At 69.5% G+C, this 17,872-nt stretch carries 13 protein-coding genes; all 13 read right to left on the reverse strand.

Going from position 1 to position 17,872, the window contains the following annotated elements; all coding sequences use genetic code 11:
- Positions 1-13: 13 nt before the first annotated feature.
- The 13 genes from tssH to AC1RL8_RS27380 all read right to left on the reverse strand — a co-directional run bounded on the left by tssH (position 14) and on the right by AC1RL8_RS27380 (position 17,828).
- Positions 14-2,719 (reverse strand): type VI secretion system ATPase TssH, encoded by a 2,706-nt coding sequence (gene tssH, locus AC1RL8_RS27320; RefSeq protein WP_492687216.1) that lies wholly within the window; start codon positions 2,717-2,719, stop codon positions 14-16.
- On the reverse strand, positions 2,716-3,876 hold the full coding sequence (gene tssG / locus AC1RL8_RS27325) for a type VI secretion system baseplate subunit TssG (protein ID WP_492687215.1): 1,161 nt from the start codon (positions 3,874-3,876) through the stop codon (positions 2,716-2,718). The genes tssH and tssG overlap by 4 nt, the downstream gene beginning before the upstream one ends.
- Positions 3,873-5,744, reverse strand: coding sequence for a type VI secretion system baseplate subunit TssF (gene tssF, locus AC1RL8_RS27330; RefSeq protein WP_095743168.1), 1,872 nt, complete (start codon positions 5,742-5,744; stop codon positions 3,873-3,875). The genes tssG and tssF overlap by 4 nt, the downstream gene beginning before the upstream one ends.
- Complete coding sequence (gene tssE / locus AC1RL8_RS27335) at positions 5,744-6,289, reverse strand: type VI secretion system baseplate subunit TssE (protein ID WP_062473960.1); 546 nt, start codon at positions 6,287-6,289, stop codon at positions 5,744-5,746. Before tssE ends, tssF begins: the two co-directional genes overlap by 1 nt.
- On the reverse strand, positions 6,286-7,158 hold the full coding sequence (locus tag AC1RL8_RS27340) for a type VI secretion system accessory protein TagJ (protein ID WP_159273456.1): 873 nt from the start codon (positions 7,156-7,158) through the stop codon (positions 6,286-6,288). Before AC1RL8_RS27340 ends, tssE begins: the two co-directional genes overlap by 4 nt.
- A gap of 140 nt (positions 7,159-7,298) precedes the next feature.
- Entirely contained in the window at positions 7,299-7,781 is a 483-nt protein-coding gene (locus AC1RL8_RS27345; RefSeq protein WP_062473964.1) for an Hcp family type VI secretion system effector, read from the reverse strand.
- Between the two features lie 51 nt (positions 7,782-7,832).
- Positions 7,833-9,341, reverse strand: coding sequence for a type VI secretion system contractile sheath large subunit (tssC, locus tag AC1RL8_RS27350; RefSeq protein WP_056583649.1), 1,509 nt, complete (start codon positions 9,339-9,341; stop codon positions 7,833-7,835).
- Positions 9,338-9,907, reverse strand: coding sequence for a type VI secretion system contractile sheath small subunit (gene tssB / locus AC1RL8_RS27355; RefSeq protein ID WP_062473966.1), 570 nt, complete (start codon positions 9,905-9,907; stop codon positions 9,338-9,340). The genes tssC and tssB overlap by 4 nt, the downstream gene beginning before the upstream one ends.
- Before the next feature lie 85 nt (positions 9,908-9,992).
- Positions 9,993-11,078: a type VI secretion system protein TssA gene (gene tssA / locus AC1RL8_RS27360; protein WP_492687214.1), complete on the reverse strand. Its 1,086-nt coding sequence runs from the start codon at positions 11,076-11,078 to the stop codon at positions 9,993-9,995.
- Positions 11,079-11,218: 140 nt separating this feature from the next.
- Positions 11,219-12,406 carry a fumarylacetoacetate hydrolase family protein gene (locus AC1RL8_RS27365; protein WP_492687213.1) on the reverse strand — a complete coding sequence of 396 codons (1,188 nt, stop codon included), beginning with the start codon at positions 12,404-12,406 and terminating at the stop codon, positions 11,219-11,221.
- A gap of 64 nt (positions 12,407-12,470) precedes the next feature.
- Positions 12,471-16,181 carry a molybdopterin cofactor-binding domain-containing protein gene (locus tag AC1RL8_RS27370; protein WP_492687212.1) on the reverse strand — a complete coding sequence of 1,237 codons (3,711 nt, stop codon included), beginning with the start codon at positions 16,179-16,181 and terminating at the stop codon, positions 12,471-12,473.
- A complete protein-coding gene (locus AC1RL8_RS27375) occupies positions 16,178-16,690 on the reverse strand; it encodes a (2Fe-2S)-binding protein (RefSeq protein ID WP_492687211.1) in 513 nt (170 codons plus the stop codon). The genes AC1RL8_RS27370 and AC1RL8_RS27375 overlap by 4 nt, the downstream gene beginning before the upstream one ends.
- Positions 16,668-17,828: an ABC transporter substrate-binding protein gene (locus AC1RL8_RS27380; RefSeq protein ID WP_174254408.1), complete on the reverse strand. Its 1,161-nt coding sequence runs from the start codon at positions 17,826-17,828 to the stop codon at positions 16,668-16,670. The genes AC1RL8_RS27375 and AC1RL8_RS27380 overlap by 23 nt, the downstream gene beginning before the upstream one ends.
- Positions 17,829-17,872: the final 44 nt, after the last annotated feature.

Genomic DNA, 17,872 nt, shown 5'->3' on the forward strand with positions numbered 1-17,872 from the left:
CTCTCCCTTGGGTCTACGCGGGGCGTTCTGAAAACTCGTACTGGAAGTCGTCGCCCGCCGCGCCCAGCTGCACGCCGGCGAGCTTGCGCGCACTGACGGTGGCGCCGATGACTTCTTCGCTCAGCCGGGGCAGGATGGTGTGCGTGAGGATCGCGTCGATCATCCGGCCACCCGACTCTATGGCCGTGCAGCGGCGTGCGACAAGCGCGACGGCGCTGTCGTTGTAAGCCAATGCAATGCCGTGGTTGGCCTGCAGCCGCGCCGCGATGCGGTCCAGCTGCAGGCGAATGATCCGGTGCAGCGCGTCGGCCTGCAGCGGGTAGTAAGGCACGACCACCAGGCGCCCGAGCAGCGCGGGCGCGAACACCTTCAGCAGCGGCTCGCGCAGCGCGGCCGCCAGCGGCTCGGGGTCGGGGCGCAAGGTCGGGTCTTCGCACAGCTGCATGACGAGGTCGGTGCCGACGTTTGACGTCATGATGATCACGGTGTTGCGGAAGTCGATGTGCCGGCCTTCGCCGTCTTCCATCCAGCCCTTGTCGAAGACCTGGAAGAAGATCTCGTGCACGTCGGGGTGCGCCTTCTCGATCTCGTCGAGCAGCACCACGCTGTAGGGCCGGCGGCGCACGGCCTCGGTGAGCACGCCGCCTTCGCCATAACCCACATAGCCGGGCGGCGCGCCCTTGAGCGTGGAGACGGTGTGCGACTCCTGGAACTCGCTCATGTTGATGGTGACGAGGTTCTGCTCGCCGCCGTACAGCGCCTCCGACAGCGCGAGCGCGGTCTCGGTCTTGCCCACGCCCGAAGGGCCGCACAGCAGGAACACGCCGACGGGCTTGTTGGGGTTGTCCAGCCGCGCACGCGCGGTGCGGATGCGCCGCGAGATGGTCTCCAGCGCATCGGGCTGCGCGACCACGCGGGCCGACAGGATCTCGCCCAGGCGCAGCACCGACTGCGCGTCGTCGCGCACCATGCGGCCGATGGGAATGCCGGTCCAGTCGGCGACCACGGTGGCGACGGCCTGCGCATCCACCGCCGCGAGGATGAGCGGTGTCTCGCCTTGCAATTGCACGAGCTGGTCTTGCGCTTCGTTGAGTTCGGCGCGGATGGCCTCGGGCGTTCGCTCGGGCTCGGTAGGCGGTTTCTCTTCGCGGTCATCTTCCGCTTCAGATTGCACCGGCACCGCCGCAGGCGACAGCAGCTTGCGCAGCGCAACGATGCGCTCGACCAGCGCGGCCTCTTCCACGCGCCGCTGCTCCAGCAGTTCGAGCTCGGCCTGCGCGGCAGCCACCTGCGCCGCGATGTCTTCCACGCGCTGGTGCTCGCCGACCCCGATCGCCGCCTCGCGTCCCGCGATGCCCGACTCGATGCCCAGCACCTCGATGCGCCGCTTCAAATCTTCGAGCGCCGCCGGCAGCGCATGCTGGCTCAGCGCCACGCGCGCACACGCGGTGTCGAGCAGGCTCACGGCCTTGTCGGGCAGCTGGCGCGCGGGAATGTAGCGGTGCGACAGGCTCACGGCCGCTTCGAGCGCAGCGTCGAGAATGAGCACGCCGTGGTGCTTCTCCAGCTCGGCCGAGATGCCGCGCAGCATGACCACGGCCTTGGGCTCGGTGGGCTCGTGCACCTGGATGGTCTGGAAGCGCCGCGTGAGCGCCGGGTCTTTCTCGATGTACTTCTTGTACTCCGACCACGTCGTGGCGCCGATGGTGCGCAGCCGGCCGCGCGCGAGCGCGGGCTTGAGCAGGTTGGCCGCGTCGCCGGTGCCGGCGGTGCCGCCCGCACCCACCAGCGTGTGCACCTCGTCGACGAACAGCACGATGGGCTTGGGGCTTTTCTCGACCTCGTCGATCACCTGGCGCAGCCGCTGTTCGAACTCGCCCTTCACGCCCGCGCCGGCCTGCAGCAGCGTGGGGTCGAGCACCCACAGCGACACGTCCTTCAGCGAAGGCGGCACGTCGCCGGCCGCGAGGCGCGAGGCCAGGCCTTCGACCACGGCCGTCTTGCCGACGCCGGCCTCGCCGGTGAGCAGCGGGTTGTTCTGGCGGCGGCGCATGAGGATGTCGACGATCTGGCGGATCTCGTCGTCGCGGCCGTACACGGGGTCGAGCTCGCCGGCACGCGCCTTGGCCGTGAGGTCGCTCGCGTACTTGGCCAGAGCCGAGCCGCCGGCGGCAGGCGCATCGCCCTGGTGCTGCGCCACCGGTGCGCCACCGCCCGCCTCCGACGCGGCGTCGTAGTCGTCTTCCGGCGAGCCTTCGGTCCACGCCGCGAGCTGCGCGACCAGCACGTCGGGCACGAGCTTGTCGAACTCGCGCGAGATGCCCGAGAGCACCTGGCGCAGGCCCGGCGTCTTCACGATGCCCGCGAGCAGGTAGGCGCCGCGGATCGAGGTGGCCTCGAAGCGCAGGCTCGCGTACACCCAGGCGCGCTCCACCGCATGGTCGACATGCTCGGAGATGTCGCTGATCGACGTGGCGCCGTGCGGCAGCCGGTCGAGCGCGCGCACGAGGTCCTGCTCGACCGCGTCGAGGTTGAGCCCGGCGCGCTTGATGATGCGCAGCAGGTCGCTGTCCTGCAGCTGCAGGATCTGGTGCAGCCAGTGCACAAGCTCCACGTAGGCATTGCCGCGCAGCTTGGCGAAGGCAGTGGCGGTTTCCAATGCCTTGTAGAGCATCGGATTCAACTTGGAGAAAAGAGAAACGCGGCGGATGTCGGTCATGAAGAAGCCGGTGCGTTGCGGGAAAAGAGCGCCTCGGGCTGGAACACCATGTCGCCGGCGTCGGTGTCGGACAGGCGGGTGCCGAGCCAGCTGCCCCAGCCCAGGCGCTGGTCGCTGCTCAGCCGCATGCCGCGCGCCTCGGGCTTGCTGAGCACCAGCCGCAGCTCCCAGGCGAATTCGATGCCGACGTACTGGCGCACCCAGTCGACCACCTGCTGCAGCCGCGGGCTGCCGGGCAGGAACTCGCGGAACTGCTGTTGCGACAGCGGGCCGAGTTCGAGCCTGAACTTGCCCTGCGCATCGCGCACCGCCAGGCCGATGGTGGCGCCGCTGCCCAGCCGGTGGTTGCGCCCGAGCAGGCCGATGCGGCTGACCTGGCGCTCGTCGATGCGCACCCAGTCGCTCACGAACTCGACCACACGCACGGGCACGTCGAAGTACAGGCGAAGAATCTGGATGAGCCCTTCGGGGTTGCGGGTCTGGCGCACCAGGTGCCCCGCCATGTGCGTGCGCGCGTGGTCGGCGATGCGGTCGCGCGCCTTCAGGCCGGGCTGCCCCATGTTCATGAGGCTGGCCACGTAGTCGACGAAACGGTGGCCGTCGGGGCGGTCCAGGCTGTTGACCGACTGCGCGTCGGCCCAGGCGCGATAGAACAGCAGGATCAGCCGGTGGTGGAACAGGTCGGCGAACGCGCTGAGGGTGTTGTCGGCGTGGTGGCGCTTGCGCTCGCGTGCGTACTCGGTCAGGTGCAGCGGCAGCGGGCCGTTGGGACCGAAGAGACCAAAGCCGTAGATCGAGATGCGCGGCGCGCCGTCTTGGTCGACCTCGACGCCCGACACGTTCGACGGCGCGAAGGCCATCGAGGGTTCCTGGCCCAGCCGCAGCGGCTCGTCGCGCGGGCGCGGCGCGCGGCCCAGCAGCGGATGGTCGCCCTGCGCGTCGAGCCGGCGCAGCAGCATGAACAGGTCGTGCTCGAAGGGCTGCTCGACGAGCCGGGCCCACAGCGCGGGGTCGGCCTCGGGCACGCCGCGTCGCGGCGCGGATTTCGCCTTCGCGCGCGCCGGGCTGCGCGCCTCGACGGCCGCCTCGTCGCGCGCCTCGGCCTCTGCCGGCAGCAGCTGCAGCATGGCGTCGTCGGTGAGGCCGGTCGTGCTCATACGGTGGGGCGGCGTCCCACGCGCGGGGTCCAGCGCGCAATTTCGCCGCGCTGCAGGCTGGACAGCGCGAACTCGGTGAAGGCGTTGAGCGACACGTGCCGGCTGAAGAACTGCTCCAGCACGGCGCCGAACAGGTACGGGCTCGCGCCCGAGAACGCCACCTCGTCGATCTGCAGCGCGATCTCCACGCCGCGCCCGAACACGATCGGGCCCGGCTCGGGCAGGCGGCGGAACACGGGCGCCAGCGCCATCGAGCGCACGCCCTGGATCTGCCGGCGCACGGCCGGGTCGGCCAGGTTGCCGTACAGGTCGAGCATCTCGCGCAGCGCGGCGGCGCCCTGCGTGGCATCGACGTCGGTCAGGCTCAGGTAGTTCAGGCCCAGGTGGCTGATGAGGCGCCAGGTGAGCGCGCCTTCGGCCAGCGCCGGATACGGCCGCGAGGGCCCGCGCAGGATGCGCACGCCGCGCACCGGCGCCGACACGCGCAGCGTGAAGTCCGATTCGAGCCCGGTGGGAAGCAGCAGCGGCAGGTCGCGGTTGGTGCACAGCGCGTCGATGGTGATGTGGCGCAGGCTGTGCGGGAACGGCGCGTCGTGCTGGTCGACCAGCGACACGTACACCTCGCTGCCGGTGTAGCTGGTGCGCGTGCCCTGCGCGCGTGCGCGGTCGGACACCAGGCGCGGCTCGCGGCGCAGCGAGAAGTAGGCGCCGAAGTCGCCGTCGTCGGACGCGAACGAGCCGAGGAAGGGCCGGAACTCGCGCTCTTCGGAGCCGTTGGCCATGTGGCCCGTGACGCGCTCGACAGTGAAGATCTCGAAGTCGCGCGGGCGCGTGCGGTCGATCACCGCATGGTGCTCGTGCTGGCCCGGCCCGACCGGGATGCGGTCGCTGCGGCGCGGCACGAGGTTGATGATGGGCGTGCAGAACAGCGAGAAGTGCCTGGCATCGACCAGCCGCTCCAGGTCGGCGTCGGCGCGGTCGAGCAGGATCACGATCTCCATCGTGGTGCCGCCGATGGCCGAGGCCGCCGCGCGCAGGTGCTTCACGCTGAAGAACAGGTAGCGCTCGGGAAAGGCGAAGTACTCGTGCAGCAGGCGGTAGCCCTGGAACGAGCGCGCGTCGTAGGGCAGCAGCGCCTGCTCGGGGTCGAAGCCCTCGTGGCGGATCGCCTCGTCGCCCAGCGGCACGATGCGCGCCGTGCTGCCGGGGCCGGCACGGCACACGGTGGCCACGCTGTGGTGAGCCACCAGTTCGAGCACGCGCAGCGCGTGCAGCTCCGCGCCCGAGAGAAAGAACTCGAGCCGATCCAGCGGCATCTCGGCAAAGCGCGCGCCGCCCACCGCCTCGAGCTTGATGGTGATCGCGCTCTTCGCCTGGCGCGCCGCCATCGGGAGCGCATGCGCGATCTCGGCCGGCACCGGGCCCAGGCTGGCCTCGGCAATCTTGATCGGCCACAGCGTGACGGCATGGCCCGTGCGGAACTCGCAGGCCGTCTGCTCGCCCTTGATCATGCGACCGCGCAGCAGCGTGTGGCGCGGCAGCTCGTAGCCCGCCTTCAGCGAGCCTTCGTTGAGATTGCCGTCGATCTGCACCACGGCCATCGCGGGCAGCGGCGCGAGGAAGTTGGGGTACACCACCTCGAGCAGGCGCTGCGAGAAGCGCGGAAACTCCGCGTCCATCTTGAGTTGGATGCGCGCCGTGAGAAAGCTGAAGCCTTCGAGCAGGCGCTCCACATACGGGTCGCTGACCTCGATGCCGCGCATGCCCAGCCGGCCCGCGATCTTGGGGTAGCGCTGCGCGAACTCGGCCCCGAGCTCGTGCATGTAGGTGAGTTCGCGGTTGTAGTAGTCGAGGAGCTTGGCGTCCATCACAGCCCTCCCGTCGGCCGCAGCACCATGTGCCCGCTTTCAAGGTCCAGCTCCGAACGCAGGATGAATTCGATCGGGTACGGCACCGACCACAGCGTGCCGCGGATCTCCAGCGCGAGCAGGTTGTGGTGCTCCAGGTCGGTCGCATCGGTCACGCAGCGCACGTCGATGCTGTCCTTCATGATGCGCGGCTCGAAGTCGATGATGGCCGCGCGGATGGCCGCTTCGACGTCGGCGAAGTCGACCTCCGACATGCGCCCGCCGGCCCAGCCGCGCACGCCGTAGTTCACCACCGAGCCGCGCGCGCGCGGCATGCCGTTGATGCGGTGGTCGGCACCGAAGTTGGTGGTGTTGAGCAGCCACTGCAGGTCGCGCAGCACCGAGTCGCGCAGCAGCTTGCCGCTCATGAGGAAGGCGCCCGCGCGCTCCTGGCCGTTCTGCGGCGCCTTGTCGGTGAGGCGGTCGAGCAGCACCGGTTGCAGGCGGTCGCGCGCGACGCTTTCCTGGGCGTCGCCGTCGATGTCGGTGGTGACGGCGGGGGTCATGCGGCCGCGCCCTCCGTCGCTGCGGCGAACTCGATGCGCCGAAGGTCGAGCAGCGAGTGGTCGCCGGCCTCGCTGATCAGCGTGCGCTGGCCGACGCCTGCGAACTGGTCGTCGCCCGCGAGCGGTTGCCAGTCGGTGCGGCGGCCCAGCGCGGTCTCGTCGTCGAGGCTGTCGAGCGCGCCCGGGTAGCGCACGGGCACGAGGCCGTTGAGGCCGCGTCCGTCGTGCAGCTCGATCTCGGCCGGCGCCCACAGCAGGTCGACCAGATGTTGCGGGCGCGAGAACTTGATGCGGCGCACCGCCGGCAGCGGCAGCCATGCATAGCCCGAGGGCGTGAAAAGTTCGAGCACGGCGCCGATGCGCGCGTCGCCGTCGCACAGCCAGGCGAAGTCGCTGTGCGCCGCGGGCTCGCCGTCGAGCGCCTGCACGGCCCGCGCATCGGAGCGGTCGACGGTGGTCAGCGTGCCCTGCAGCGCCGGCGCCGCATCGCGCGCGGCCTCGCGCAGCGCGGCAGCCTCGTCGGCACGTTCGGCGGGCAACACGGCGGCGCCGAGCAACTGCTCGACCCAGTCGGCATTGCCCGAGACGATGGCCGGCGTGCGTCCGCCGCCGGCCCAGAAGTCGGAGCGTTCGCGCTCGCCCCGCAGGGCCATCGCGCAGGTGACGCTGGCCGGCGTGAACGTGGGGTCGAGCTTGGTCGCGAGCTTGAGCTGGTCTTCGGCCCGCTGCCATTCGCCGCGCAGCGCGAGGAAGTGGCACAGGGCAAGGCGCAGGCCGGCATTCTGGGGACTGGCGCGGATCTGCCGCTGTACCCATTCGGTGTGCTCGGCCACGGAGCGCTCGCCCAGCACTGCAAACCCATCGCCCATGAAACTTCCCCGTTGACTGGCTGAAAGGTGAAAGGCGGCGCGCCGCGAAGGGGCGCCGCAGGAGACAGACAAACGGCTGTGGACCGCCGGCGGGGGCTGCATGGCCCCGAAGGCCACGGCCCCGCCGCGCAACAAGGAAATCAGGCTTCCTTGTTTTCCTTGATGTTCCAGCCCAGCACCGTCTCGGCGCCCTTGCCGCCCTTGTCGGTCTGTTCCCAGTACTGCTGTTTCACCTTCGCGGCCTGGAAGGCGTACTGCACGAGCACCGCGTCGCCGCCCTGCTCGGCCGTGTACTGCACCGAGGTGACGAGCACCTCTTCGAGCGTGACGCGCGTGTACTCGATCTGCGAGCCGCCGGCCTTGCACACGGCCACTTCGACCTTGCTCAGGTGCTTGCCGCTCGCGCAGTTCTTCAGCACCGAAGGCGCCGCCTTATCGATGCGCGCGAGCACCTGCAGGTCGTTGAAGCTGGCCTTGCCCACGCCGCCGCCACCGCCGCTGACCATGTTGCCAGGCTGCGTCGCTCCCCATGCAAACGACTTGATGTCGGTCCAGTCCTTGTGGTTGGAGTCCTTGGACTCGCCGTTTGCACCCTCGACGCGCATGAACATGTCTACTGCCATGATTGACCCCCAAAAGTTATCGATGAATTGCCCGGTAGCGGGACAGTGGAATTAGCTGCTGTCCTTCTTGTTGGACGGCAACTTCGAAACCAGCCGCAACGACACCGTCAGCCCCTCGAGCTGGTAGTGCGGCCGGAGAAAAAACTTGGCGGCGTAGTAGCCGGGGTTGTCCTCGATGGCTTCCACCTGGACCTCGGCCGCCGCCAGCGGCTTCATCGCCTTCGTGTCCTGCGACGAGGTGCCGGGGCTGCCGTCGACGTAGTTCATGATCCAGTCGTTGAGCCAGCGCTCCATGTCCTCGCGCTCGCGGAACGAGCCGATCTTGTCGCGCACGATGCACTTCAGGTAGTGCGCGAAGCGGCAGCACGCGAACAGGTACGGCAGGCGCGCCGCCAGGTTGGCGTTGGCCGTGGCGTCGGCGTCGTAGTACTCGGCCGGTTGCTGCAGCGACTGCGCGCCGATGAAGGCCGCGAAGTCGGAGTTCTTGCGGTGCACCAGCGGCATGAAGCCGTTCTTGGCCAGCTCGGCCTCGCGCCGGTCGCTGATGGCGATCTCGGTCGGGCACTTCATGTCCACGCCGCCGTCGTCGGTCGGGAAGGTGTGGGTGGGCAGGTTCTCGACCGCGCCGCCCGACTCCACGCCGCGGATCGAGGTGCACCAGCCGAACTGCTTGAACGAACGGTTGATGTTCACGCCCATCGCATAGGCCGAGTTGGCCCAGGTGTAGCGCGTGTGCAGCGCCGAATCGGTTTCTTCCTCGAACTCGAACTCGTCGACCGGATTGGTGCGCGCGCCATACGGCAGGCGCGCCAGGAAGCGCGGCATGGCCAGGCCGATGTAGCGCGCGTCTTCCGAATCGCGCAGCGAGCGCCACGCGGTGTGCTCGGTGTTCTGGAAGATCTTGGTGAGGTCGCGCGGGTTCGACAGCTCCTGCCACGAGTCCATCTGCATCACGGTGGGCGAGGCGCCGGCGATGAAGGGGCAGTGCGCGGCGGCGGCGATCTTGGCCATCTCGCCGAGCATCTCGACGTCGGGCGGGCTGTGGTCGAAGTGGAAGTCGCCGATCAGCGCGCCGAAGGGCTCGCCGCCGAACTGGCCGTACTCGGCCTCGTAGATCTTCTTGAACATCGGGCTCTGGTCCCAGCCGATGCCCTTGTGGCGCTTGAGCGAGCGTGCCACTTCGCGCTTCGATGCGCACATGACGCGGATCTTCAGCTGCTCGTCGGTCTCGGTGTTGTTCACGAGGTAGTGCAGGCCGCGCCATGCACCTTCGAGCTGCTGGAAGTCTTCGTGGTGCAGGATCTGGTTGATCTGCTCCGACAGCTTGCGGTCGATCTCCGTGATGATGGCCTGCACGCTGCGGTAGGCGTCGTTCGAGATGGTGACGGTGTTCTCGAGCGCCTGCACGGCCAGCGTCTTGACGGCGTTCTCCACCGCCTCGCGCGCCTGCTCGGTCTTGGGCTTGAACTCGCGCTGCAGGAGGTCGGAGAACTCGTTGGGCTCGAGCGCTTCGACGGTGGCGGTGCGGGCGCGTGCGCCTTGCTGGGATGCGGTGCTCATGGTGCGGTCCTGTCGTCGGCTTGCTTGGCTGCTGCGGCATCGGCGGCCGCCTGCGCGACCGCGGGGTTGGGCGCGGACGCCAGCGACTTGAGCAGCGCCGGGTTCTGCAGCGCCTGCGCGATGAGTTGCTCGGCGCCGTTCTTGCCGTCCATGTACGAGAGCAGGTTCGACAGCTCGGTGCGCGCCTCGAGCAGCTGCTGCAGCGCGTCGACCTGGCGCGCGATGCGCGCGGGCGAGAAGTCGTCCATGCTGTCGAAGGTGATGTCCACGTTCATCTGGCCTTCGCCGGTGAGCGTGTTGGGCACCTGGAACGCGACGCGCGGCTTGATGGACTTCATGCGCTCGTCGAAGTTGTCGATGTCCACCGCCATGAACTCGCGCTCCGCGAGGTCGGGCATGGGGTCGGTCTGCTTGCCCGCGAGGTCGGCGATGACGCCCATCACGAACGGCAGCTGGATCTTGCGTTCGCTGCCGTAGATCTCGACGTCGTATTCGATCTGCACGCGCGGCGCCCGGTTGCGCGCGATGAACTTCTGACCACTGTTCCTGACACGGTTGTCTGCCATAAGCGTCCTCTTGAAACTGAATGCATGGGTCGTACCGGTCGACCGGTGCCGGCGCGTTGTTCCTGCTCGCCGGCAGCAACGGCCGCTAGGGCAATGCGGCGTCGCCGTTCAACGGGCGGCCGGCAAGGCTTTCTATCTTTTGCAATCCCTCGGGCACGAGCTCTTCGATGATCTGGAAGAAGTTGAGGTCCATCAGCCGCTGGGCCCTGCGGATCAGCATGGGTGCCGGATGGCTCGGTTCCGTTCGTTCCAGGAACTCGCATGCTTTTTCCAACAACACTTGCACATCTTCACGAGCCGATATTTCAATCTCTTGAATACGCAGCGGGCGCACTGCAGCCTGCGTGGCCGCTGCAACGTGCGCTGCGGGTGCGTGCACGTGCGCCGCACCGCTTGTGTCTTCTGCACCGCCCACTGCCGACGCCTGCGGCACTTCGCTGTGCGGCTGCTCCGGCAGCAACTGGCCCACGGTACGCAGCGACCGTTCGAGCCTCGAAAAATCAGGCGCCCAACTCTGGCCCAGCGCACGCTCGCAGGTCTCGCGGATGCGCTGCAGCAGTGCCAAAGCCTCACGCAGGGCCACGACCGGCGCCGCCGCCTTGTCGTGTGCGCGGCGTGCGGCCTCGCGCAGGCGGCCGACGCCGCCGGGGTAGTCCACCTGGTCGCTCTTGCTCGAATCGAGCAGCGCCTCGACCTGCCGCAGGCTCATCGCCGTGCCACCGTCTTCGAGCAGCCGCGCATCGCGCACGCTGCGTCCGAGCCCTTCGGCTTCGGCCAGTGCGGCCAGCGCATTCATGCGCGGCAGCGGGTCTTCGTTCGTGCCATCGACGACGCGCGGATGCACGTCGTTCCAGAAAGTCTGCAGCACCGCATCGACCTGGCGCAGCCCGTCGACATAGCCCGGCAGGCCACGGCTTTCGGTCCATGCGAGCGTGAGCGGCACCAGCACGCGCAGGTCGCGCGTGCGCACACACAACTGTCGTGCGATGCGGTCTACGCGCGCCCAGTCGGGCGGCTCGGCGGGAATGATGGTGTCGCCGAACTGCTGCTCGCGCTTGCCCGTGGCCGCCTGTTGGAGCGCCATGAAATCGGCGTCGTATTCCAGATCTTCACCACAGGGAAGCGGGCCCTCGACGGGCGTCTGCAACAGATCGATCTCATTCGGCAGCAACCACGACTCCCTTGATTTATCCACTCGCGATGGTAGTCATCTTGAGGGTAAGAAGAGGCATGGTCAACCGCAACAGAATGCAAAGTGCAGCCTCTGAATTCCAAAGGAGTACATCTGCTTTTAAAGTGCAGAAGTACGGGCTACAGCAACTTGCGCGACGCGAGGTTGCGCATCAACGCACCGAGGCCGAAAGACCACCGCGGCGCCTGGTCTGCATGCACGACGCGGTTGTTCAACGCACCCAATTCAGGGGCCGCGATGCGCACATGGTCGCCCACGACATGCGTGAATCCTTGCCCCGGTCCGTGACGGTCTTGTGTCGGCGCGAACATCGTGCCCAGAAACAACATGAAACCGTCTGGGTAGGCGTGGTGGCGGTTGAGTGTCTGCGCCACGAGGTCGAGCGGATCGCGGCTGATCTTCGCGAGCGAGCTCGAACCTTCGAGCGTGAAGCCCTCGGGGCCCGTCACGTTCAACGCGACAGTGATGCGCCGCACCTCGGCGATGCCGAAGTGCGCATCGAACAGACGGATGAACGGCCCGATGGCGCACGAGGCGTTGTTGTCCTTGGCCTTGCCCAGCAGCAGTGCGCTGCGGCCTTCGAAGTCGCGCAGGTTGACGTCGTTGCCGAGCGCGGCGCCGAGCGTCTCGCCGCGGCTGTTCACAGCGAGCACGACCTCGGGCTCGGGGTTGTTCCAGGCCGAGTCCGCGTGGATGCCCACGTCGGCGCCCGTGCCCACGGCCGCGAGCACCGGGGCCTTGGTGAAGACCTCGGCATCGGGGCCGATGCCCACCTCGAGGTACTGCGACCACATGCCTTGCGCGATGAGCACGTCCTTCACCTTCATCGCTTCGGGCGAGCCCGGCACGATGTCGGCGAGGTTGTCGCCGAGCACATCGCCGATGGCCGCACGCGTGGCCTCGGCGCGCGAGGCATCGCCGCGCGCCTGTTCTTCGATCACGCGTTCGAGCAGGCTGGCGACGAAGGTCACGCCACTGGCCTTCACGACCTGCAGGTCGCAAGGGGCGAGCAGCCAGGCCTGGTTGTTGTCGCGCGTGCTTTCGTCGCTGTTCGCCAGCACGGCATCGAGCGCGGCGATGCGTGGCGCGGTGCCACTCTGCAATGCAGCGCGCACGGCTTCGGCCGGCGAGCCCTTGCCTTCGAGCAGGTCGCTCATGGTGGGCGCGAGCTTTGACAGGTCGTGCAGGCCATCGCCCTGCACGGCCACCAGCACCGGGCCCACGCCGGGTTGCCAGAGACGGCCGACAAGGGTGGCGCGCTCGGCGTCGCGGGGCAGGCTGGAAGCGGTCGAAAGGTCCAAAGGCATGGCGTTTTGTCTCCGTGAATAAGGTCTGCGCGCATCGTAGCCGCGCCTCGGGAACCGCTGTGTGTCAGTGGCCCGGCGTGCTCCGCACGCGCGCTACGTCGGCGGGCAGGTTTGGCCACGGCGCTTCCTGCGGCGCGAAACGTGCGCGCATGTAGCCGGCGAGGTCGGCGATCTGGCGGTCGTCGAGCGCTTCGCGGAACGCGGGCATGAAGCCGATGTCGCGGTGCGCGGGCGCGCGCACGCCGTCGAGGATGGTGCGCAGCAGGTTGTCGGGCCGTGTGCTCGTGAGGCTGCTGTTGAGTGCGAGTGGCGTGTTCACGCCCAGCAGCGTGGGACCGTCGCCGTCGTGGTGGCACGACGCACACGCGCTGTCGAACATGCGCTGCGCGGGGCCGAGCAGCTGGCCCTGCGTGCGCGCGGCGTTGTCGATGGCCTGTTGCGCGAGCGCTTGCGGTTGCGCGACCGGCGCGGGGTTGAACGAGCCGAGGTAGACGGCCATCGCGCGCACGTCGGCGTCGGGCACCTGCGCAAGCTCGCGCACCACCTCGGCCATCGGGCCGCCCGCAATGCCGTGGCGCGGCGAGTGCCCGTTGCGCAGGTAGCGGTACAGCGCGTCGGTGTCCCACGGCACGGCGGCTTTCGACAGCTGCGTGAGCGCGGGCGCTTCCCAGCCATCGACCATCGCGCCCGAGAGGAACGCGCTGCCGCCCTGCTCCGCGCCGAGCGCGTTGCGCGGCGTGTGGCAGGCGCCGCAATGGCCCAGGCCGTTGACGAGGTAGGCACCGCGGTTCCATTCGGCGCTCTGCGTGGGCACGGGCGGGAGCGGCGCGGGGTCGTGGAACAGCGCGTTCCATCCGGCCATCAGCGGGCGCAGGTTGAACGGGAACTTGAGTTCGGACTTGGGCGTTTCCGCGCGCACCGCCGGCATCGCCATGAAGTACGCATAGAGCGCCTGCAGGTCGTCGTCGCTGGTCTTCGCGAAGGCGGTGTAGGGGAACGCGGGGTACAGGTGGTGGCCGTCGCGCGAGACGCCTTCGCGCATCGCGCGCTGGAAGGCGCTGAAGGACCAGCGGCCCAGGCCCGTCTCGGCATCGGGCGTGAGGTTGGTGGTGTAGAGCGTGCCGAAGGGCGTGTCCATCGCGCGGCCACCGGCGTTGGGTGCGCCGCCCGGCGCGGTGTGGCACACGGCGCAATCGCCGAGCGCGGCGAGCACGCGGCCGCGCTCGATGGTGGACTCGCTGTAGACCGGTGCGGTGAGCGACACGGGCGCGATGGCGGAGCGCCAGCCGAGCAGGCCGGCGATGACGCCGAGGCCGCCGATGAAGAGCGCAGCGCCGGTGGCCCACAGGCCCTTGCGGCGCGGCCACAGGGCGTTGCTCACGCCTGCGCTCGAGGCCGGTGGCGAAGAGGGTCCGGCGGCATCGCCCTGCCCCGGCGGCGGTGGCAGCGACCCACGGTTCAATTCCGCCAGCACCGTCTCCGGCGTGAACGGCGGCGAGCGGAAGCGCACGCCCGTCGCATCGAAGATCGCATTCGCGATCGCCGCCGTGCCCGGCACCGACGACGACTCGCCCGCGCCCAACGACGGCTCGCCGGGACGCGGCATGTGCATGACCTCGATCACCGGCACGTCGCGGAAATTGAGGATCGGGTAGCTGCCCCACTCGCGGCTCGCGACCACGCCCGAAGGCAACACGCCCGGCAACTGCGCACCGCCAGCAGCACCTTGTTGCGGCGCGAACTGCACCTGCTCCTTGAGCGCGCGGCTCGTGGTCTGGATCACGTTGCCGTGCACCTGGTGCTCGACCCCCGCCGGGTTGACCAGCAGCCCCGCGTCGTGCCCCACCACCACGCGGCGCACATGCACCTCGCCGGTCTTCTGGTTGACCTCGACGTCGGCCACCCACGCGGCCCACGCGGCGCCGAAGCCCGGCCACTTGCTGTGGATGTAGCGCGCGTACGCAAAGCCCTGGCCGAAGAGGATGTCGCCGCCCTCGCCGAGTCCGCCGTCGGCGTTCTCCTGCGGCCCGGTGCGCATGCGCCAGCCGGCCTTCTGCGCAGTGGCCTGCACGAGCTCGATCGCGCGCGGGTCGTCCAGGTGCCGCAGGCGGAACTGCACGGGGTCGACACCCGCCGCCGTCGCCAGCTCGTCGATGTACGACTCGTGCGCGAACGAACTCGGCAGCGCCGACACACCGCGCAGCCACGAGGCGCGCACGATCGGCGCCATGTCGTTGACCTTCACGCGCAGGTTGTCGTAGGTGTACGGCGGGCGCGCGGTGCGGTCGCCCATCTCGTAGGCCTGCGCCACGGGCTCGACCGTGCGCGTGAGCAGCAGCGCCAGCGTGGGCGCGCCGTTCGAGGGATAAGAGGTTTCGAAGTCGTAGGCGGCGACGCGGCCGTCGGCCATGAGTCCGCCGTCGATCTCCATGAGCTGCGCGGCGCCCTTGGGCTCCCACGCATGCTCCTGCTCGCGCGAGAGCTGCACGCGCACCGGGGCGCCTACGGCGCGTGCGAGCAGCGCGGCATCGGCCGCCACGTCGTCGGCGCCGTTGCGGCCGTAGCAGCCCGCGGCCTCCATGCGCACCACGTCGACCTGCACGTCGTCCACGCCCATGAGCTTCGCGAGGTCGGCACGCAGGACGTGCGGGTTCTGCGAGCCGGCCCAGCAGCGCAGCTGCATGCCGCTGCCGTCGGTGGGCTGCCAGTCGGCCAGCGCGCACGACGGGCCGATGGACGCGTGCATCTGGTACGGCCACACGTAGGTGCGCTGCATCGGCTGCGTGGCAGCTGCGAGAGCGCCATCAACGTCGCCTTCGTCGACCAGCAACCGCTGCGTCGATGGGTTGTCGCGCAGGGCCTGTGCCACGTCGCGCAGGTCGGGCATGCCGGGCCAGGGCTTCCAGGTCACGCGCAGTTCGCGCATCGCCTGCTCGGCGTGTTCCTCGCGCTCGGCGACGATGCCGACGAAGTCGCGCACCACGACCACGGCGCGGATGCCGGGGATGTGCGCGATGGACGATTCGTCGACCGATTCGAGCGTGTTGCCGATGAACTCGCCATGGTCCGCGCCCGCATACGGCGGACGCACCACGCGGCCGTGCAGCATGCCGGGCACGCGCATGTCGTGCACGAACACGAGGTCGCCCGCGAGCTTGGCCGGGATGTCGACGCGCGCCTGGCGCGTGCCGACGAGGCGGTAGTCGGCCGGGTTCTTGGGCGTGGCGTCGAGGTCCAGGCGCAGCACCGTGCGCTGGTGCGCCACGAGGTCCGCGTAGTTGACGTGCCGGTCCAGCGCCTCGGCCACGCGCACCACGCCGTTGCGCACCTGCAGCGCATCGACGGCCACGCCCAGCCGCTCGGCCGCGCGCGCCAGCAGCCAGGCGCGCGCCTGCGCCGCGGCCAGCCGCAGCGGCTGCGCGTGGATCTGGATCGACGCGCTCGCGATGGTCGCGCCCTGGTTGGGCGCGCGCGCGGTGTCGCCGAGCATCATGCGCACGCAGGCCATGCCGAGATCGAGCTCTTCGGCCACGATCTGCGCCAGCGCGGTCTGGATGCCGGTGCCCAGGTCGACGTGGCCGTTGAGCGCGGAGACGCTGCCGTCGTCCCACAGCGCGAGCAGCACCTCATCGCCTTCGACGGGGTTGCTGGCGATGAAGGCGGGCTGGCCCTTGGCCGGCGGCGGCGGGGGCGGCGCCTCGCGCACCACCAGCAGCACGCCATCGGCAGCGAGGAATTCCGCGCGCGTCTGCGGCAGGTCGGCGCGGCGCGTCATGCGGCGGGGGCGTCCGGCGAGGCCGCGCGAAGGCGCACGGCGGCGCGCTGCACGGCGTCGAGGATCTCGATGTGCGTGCCGCAGCGGCACAGGTTGCCCGAGAGCTCGCTGCGGATACGCGCCTCGCTCGCGTGCGGATCGCGCGCGAGCAGCGCTGCGGCCTGCATGACCATGCCGTTGAGGCAGTAGCCGCACTGCGCGGCCTGCGCGTCTTCGAAGGCGGCCTGCACCGGGTGCCAGCGCCCGCGCATGCCCAGGCCTTCCAACGTCGTGATGTGGCGCCCCGCCACGCCATGCGCCGGAATCACGCAGGACCGTGCCGCGACACCGTCGACATGCACCGTACACGCACCGCACTGCCCCAACCCGCAGCCGTACTTGGGCCCGTTGAGCCCGAGGTCGTTGCGCAGCAGGTGCAGCAGCGTGGCTTCGCGCGGCACGCCGGCGAGCGCGTGGGCCCGGCCGTTGACCTGCAGGTGCAGCGGCTCAGCGCCGCAACTGGCCGTCACGGGTGTACATCTCCAGGTCCACGAAGGTCGAGCCGTTGTGGTTCTTCGCGCTGTAGTCGACGGGGAAGTCGCCGAAGCGCGTGCTGCCGATGCTCTCGAGCCCGGCGATGAAGCTGTCGCGCGTGAGCGCCTTGCCCGCGCGGCGCAGGCCCTCGGCCATCACGCGCGCGACGATGTAGCCCTCGAGCGCGGTGTAGCTGTCGATCTTCTGGCCGAACTCGGCGCGGTCGCGCTGGTAGTCGGCCACGATGGGCACGCGCTGCGCACCGGGCGGCGGCACGATGCTGGCCGTGACCAGCCCGGCGAGCTTGCCGTCGAGCCGCTTGGCGGAACCCGCCGCGTCGGTGATGCCGACCGACAGCGTGTACAGCGGCGCCGCCGCGCCGCTCGCGCGGTAGTCGCGGATGAAGACCTCGGTCATGCGCCCGGCCATGATCATCACGACGGCGCCGGGGCGGCCTTCGGCGAGCCCGCCGATCACCTGCTTGGCGTCTTCGGCTGCGATGGCCATGGGCAGCGTCTGCACCACCTTCACCTTGTACTCGGCGGCCAGCTGCTCGCAGGTGGCGAGGTTCGACTTGCCGAAGGCGCTGTCCTGGTAGACCACGGCGATCGACTGGATGCCCAGCGTCGAGAGGTGGCTGATGATCTTGCGCAGCTCCAGGTCGTAGCCCGCGCGCACGTGGAACAGGTAGCGGTTGGTCTTGGTGCGAAACGACGTGGTGCCCACCAGCGGCGCGAACATCGGCACGCCGGCCTTCTCGGCCAGCGGCATGGCGGCCGCGAGGTTGCCCGTGGCGACGTAGCCGGTGAGCGCGAAGACCTTGTCCTCGTCGATCAGCTTGGCGGTGTTGACGGCCGTCTTCGCGGGCTCGTAGGCGTCGTCGTAGGTGACGAGTTCGATCTTGCGCCCGTGGATGCCGCCCGACTTGTTGACGCGGTCGAAGTACAGCTGGATGCCCGCGCGGTAGTCGACGCCGAAGTCTTTCGCCGGGCCGCTGAACACGGCCGACTGGCCGATGCGGATGGTGCTGTCGGTCACGCCGTTGTCCGCGCGCGCCGGCCGCAGCAGGCCGGGGCCGAGCGCCAGGGCCGCGCCGCCCGCCACCAGGGTGCGCCTTGAAATCGAGAGCTTCATGCGTCGTCTGTCTCTTTGTTGTTGTCGTCGGAGGGGTGTTGCCG

It is taken from the genome of Variovorax sp. GW822-FHT04E09, assembly GCF_058800845.1.

Bases quoted from the DNA above. Each gene is read 5' to 3' on its own strand.
- tssH (WP_492687216.1), bottom strand. From the start codon at position 2,719: ATGACCGACATCCGCCGCGTTTCTCTTTTCTCCAAGTTGAATCCGATG.
- AC1RL8_RS27365 (WP_492687213.1), bottom strand. From the start codon at position 12,406: ATGCCTTTGGACCTTTCGACCGCTTCCAGCCTGCCCCGCGACGCCGAG.
- tssF (WP_095743168.1), bottom strand. From the start codon at position 5,744: ATGGACGCCAAGCTCCTCGACTACTACAACCGCGAACTCACCTACATG.
- AC1RL8_RS27345 (WP_062473964.1), bottom strand. From the start codon at position 7,781: ATGGCAGTAGACATGTTCATGCGCGTCGAGGGTGCAAACGGCGAGTCC.
- AC1RL8_RS27370 (WP_492687212.1), bottom strand. From the start codon at position 16,181: ATGACGCGCCGCGCCGACCTGCCGCAGACGCGCGCGGAATTCCTCGCT.
- tssC (WP_056583649.1), bottom strand. From the start codon at position 9,341: ATGAGCACCGCATCCCAGCAAGGCGCACGCGCCCGCACCGCCACCGTC.
- tssB (WP_062473966.1), bottom strand. From the start codon at position 9,907: ATGGCAGACAACCGTGTCAGGAACAGTGGTCAGAAGTTCATCGCGCGC.
- AC1RL8_RS27380 (WP_174254408.1), bottom strand. From the start codon at position 17,828: ATGAAGCTCTCGATTTCAAGGCGCACCCTGGTGGCGGGCGGCGCGGCC.
- tssG (WP_492687215.1), bottom strand. From the start codon at position 3,876: ATGAGCACGACCGGCCTCACCGACGACGCCATGCTGCAGCTGCTGCCG.
- AC1RL8_RS27340 (WP_159273456.1), bottom strand. From the start codon at position 7,158: ATGGGCGATGGGTTTGCAGTGCTGGGCGAGCGCTCCGTGGCCGAGCAC.
- tssE (WP_062473960.1), bottom strand. From the start codon at position 6,289: ATGACCCCCGCCGTCACCACCGACATCGACGGCGACGCCCAGGAAAGC.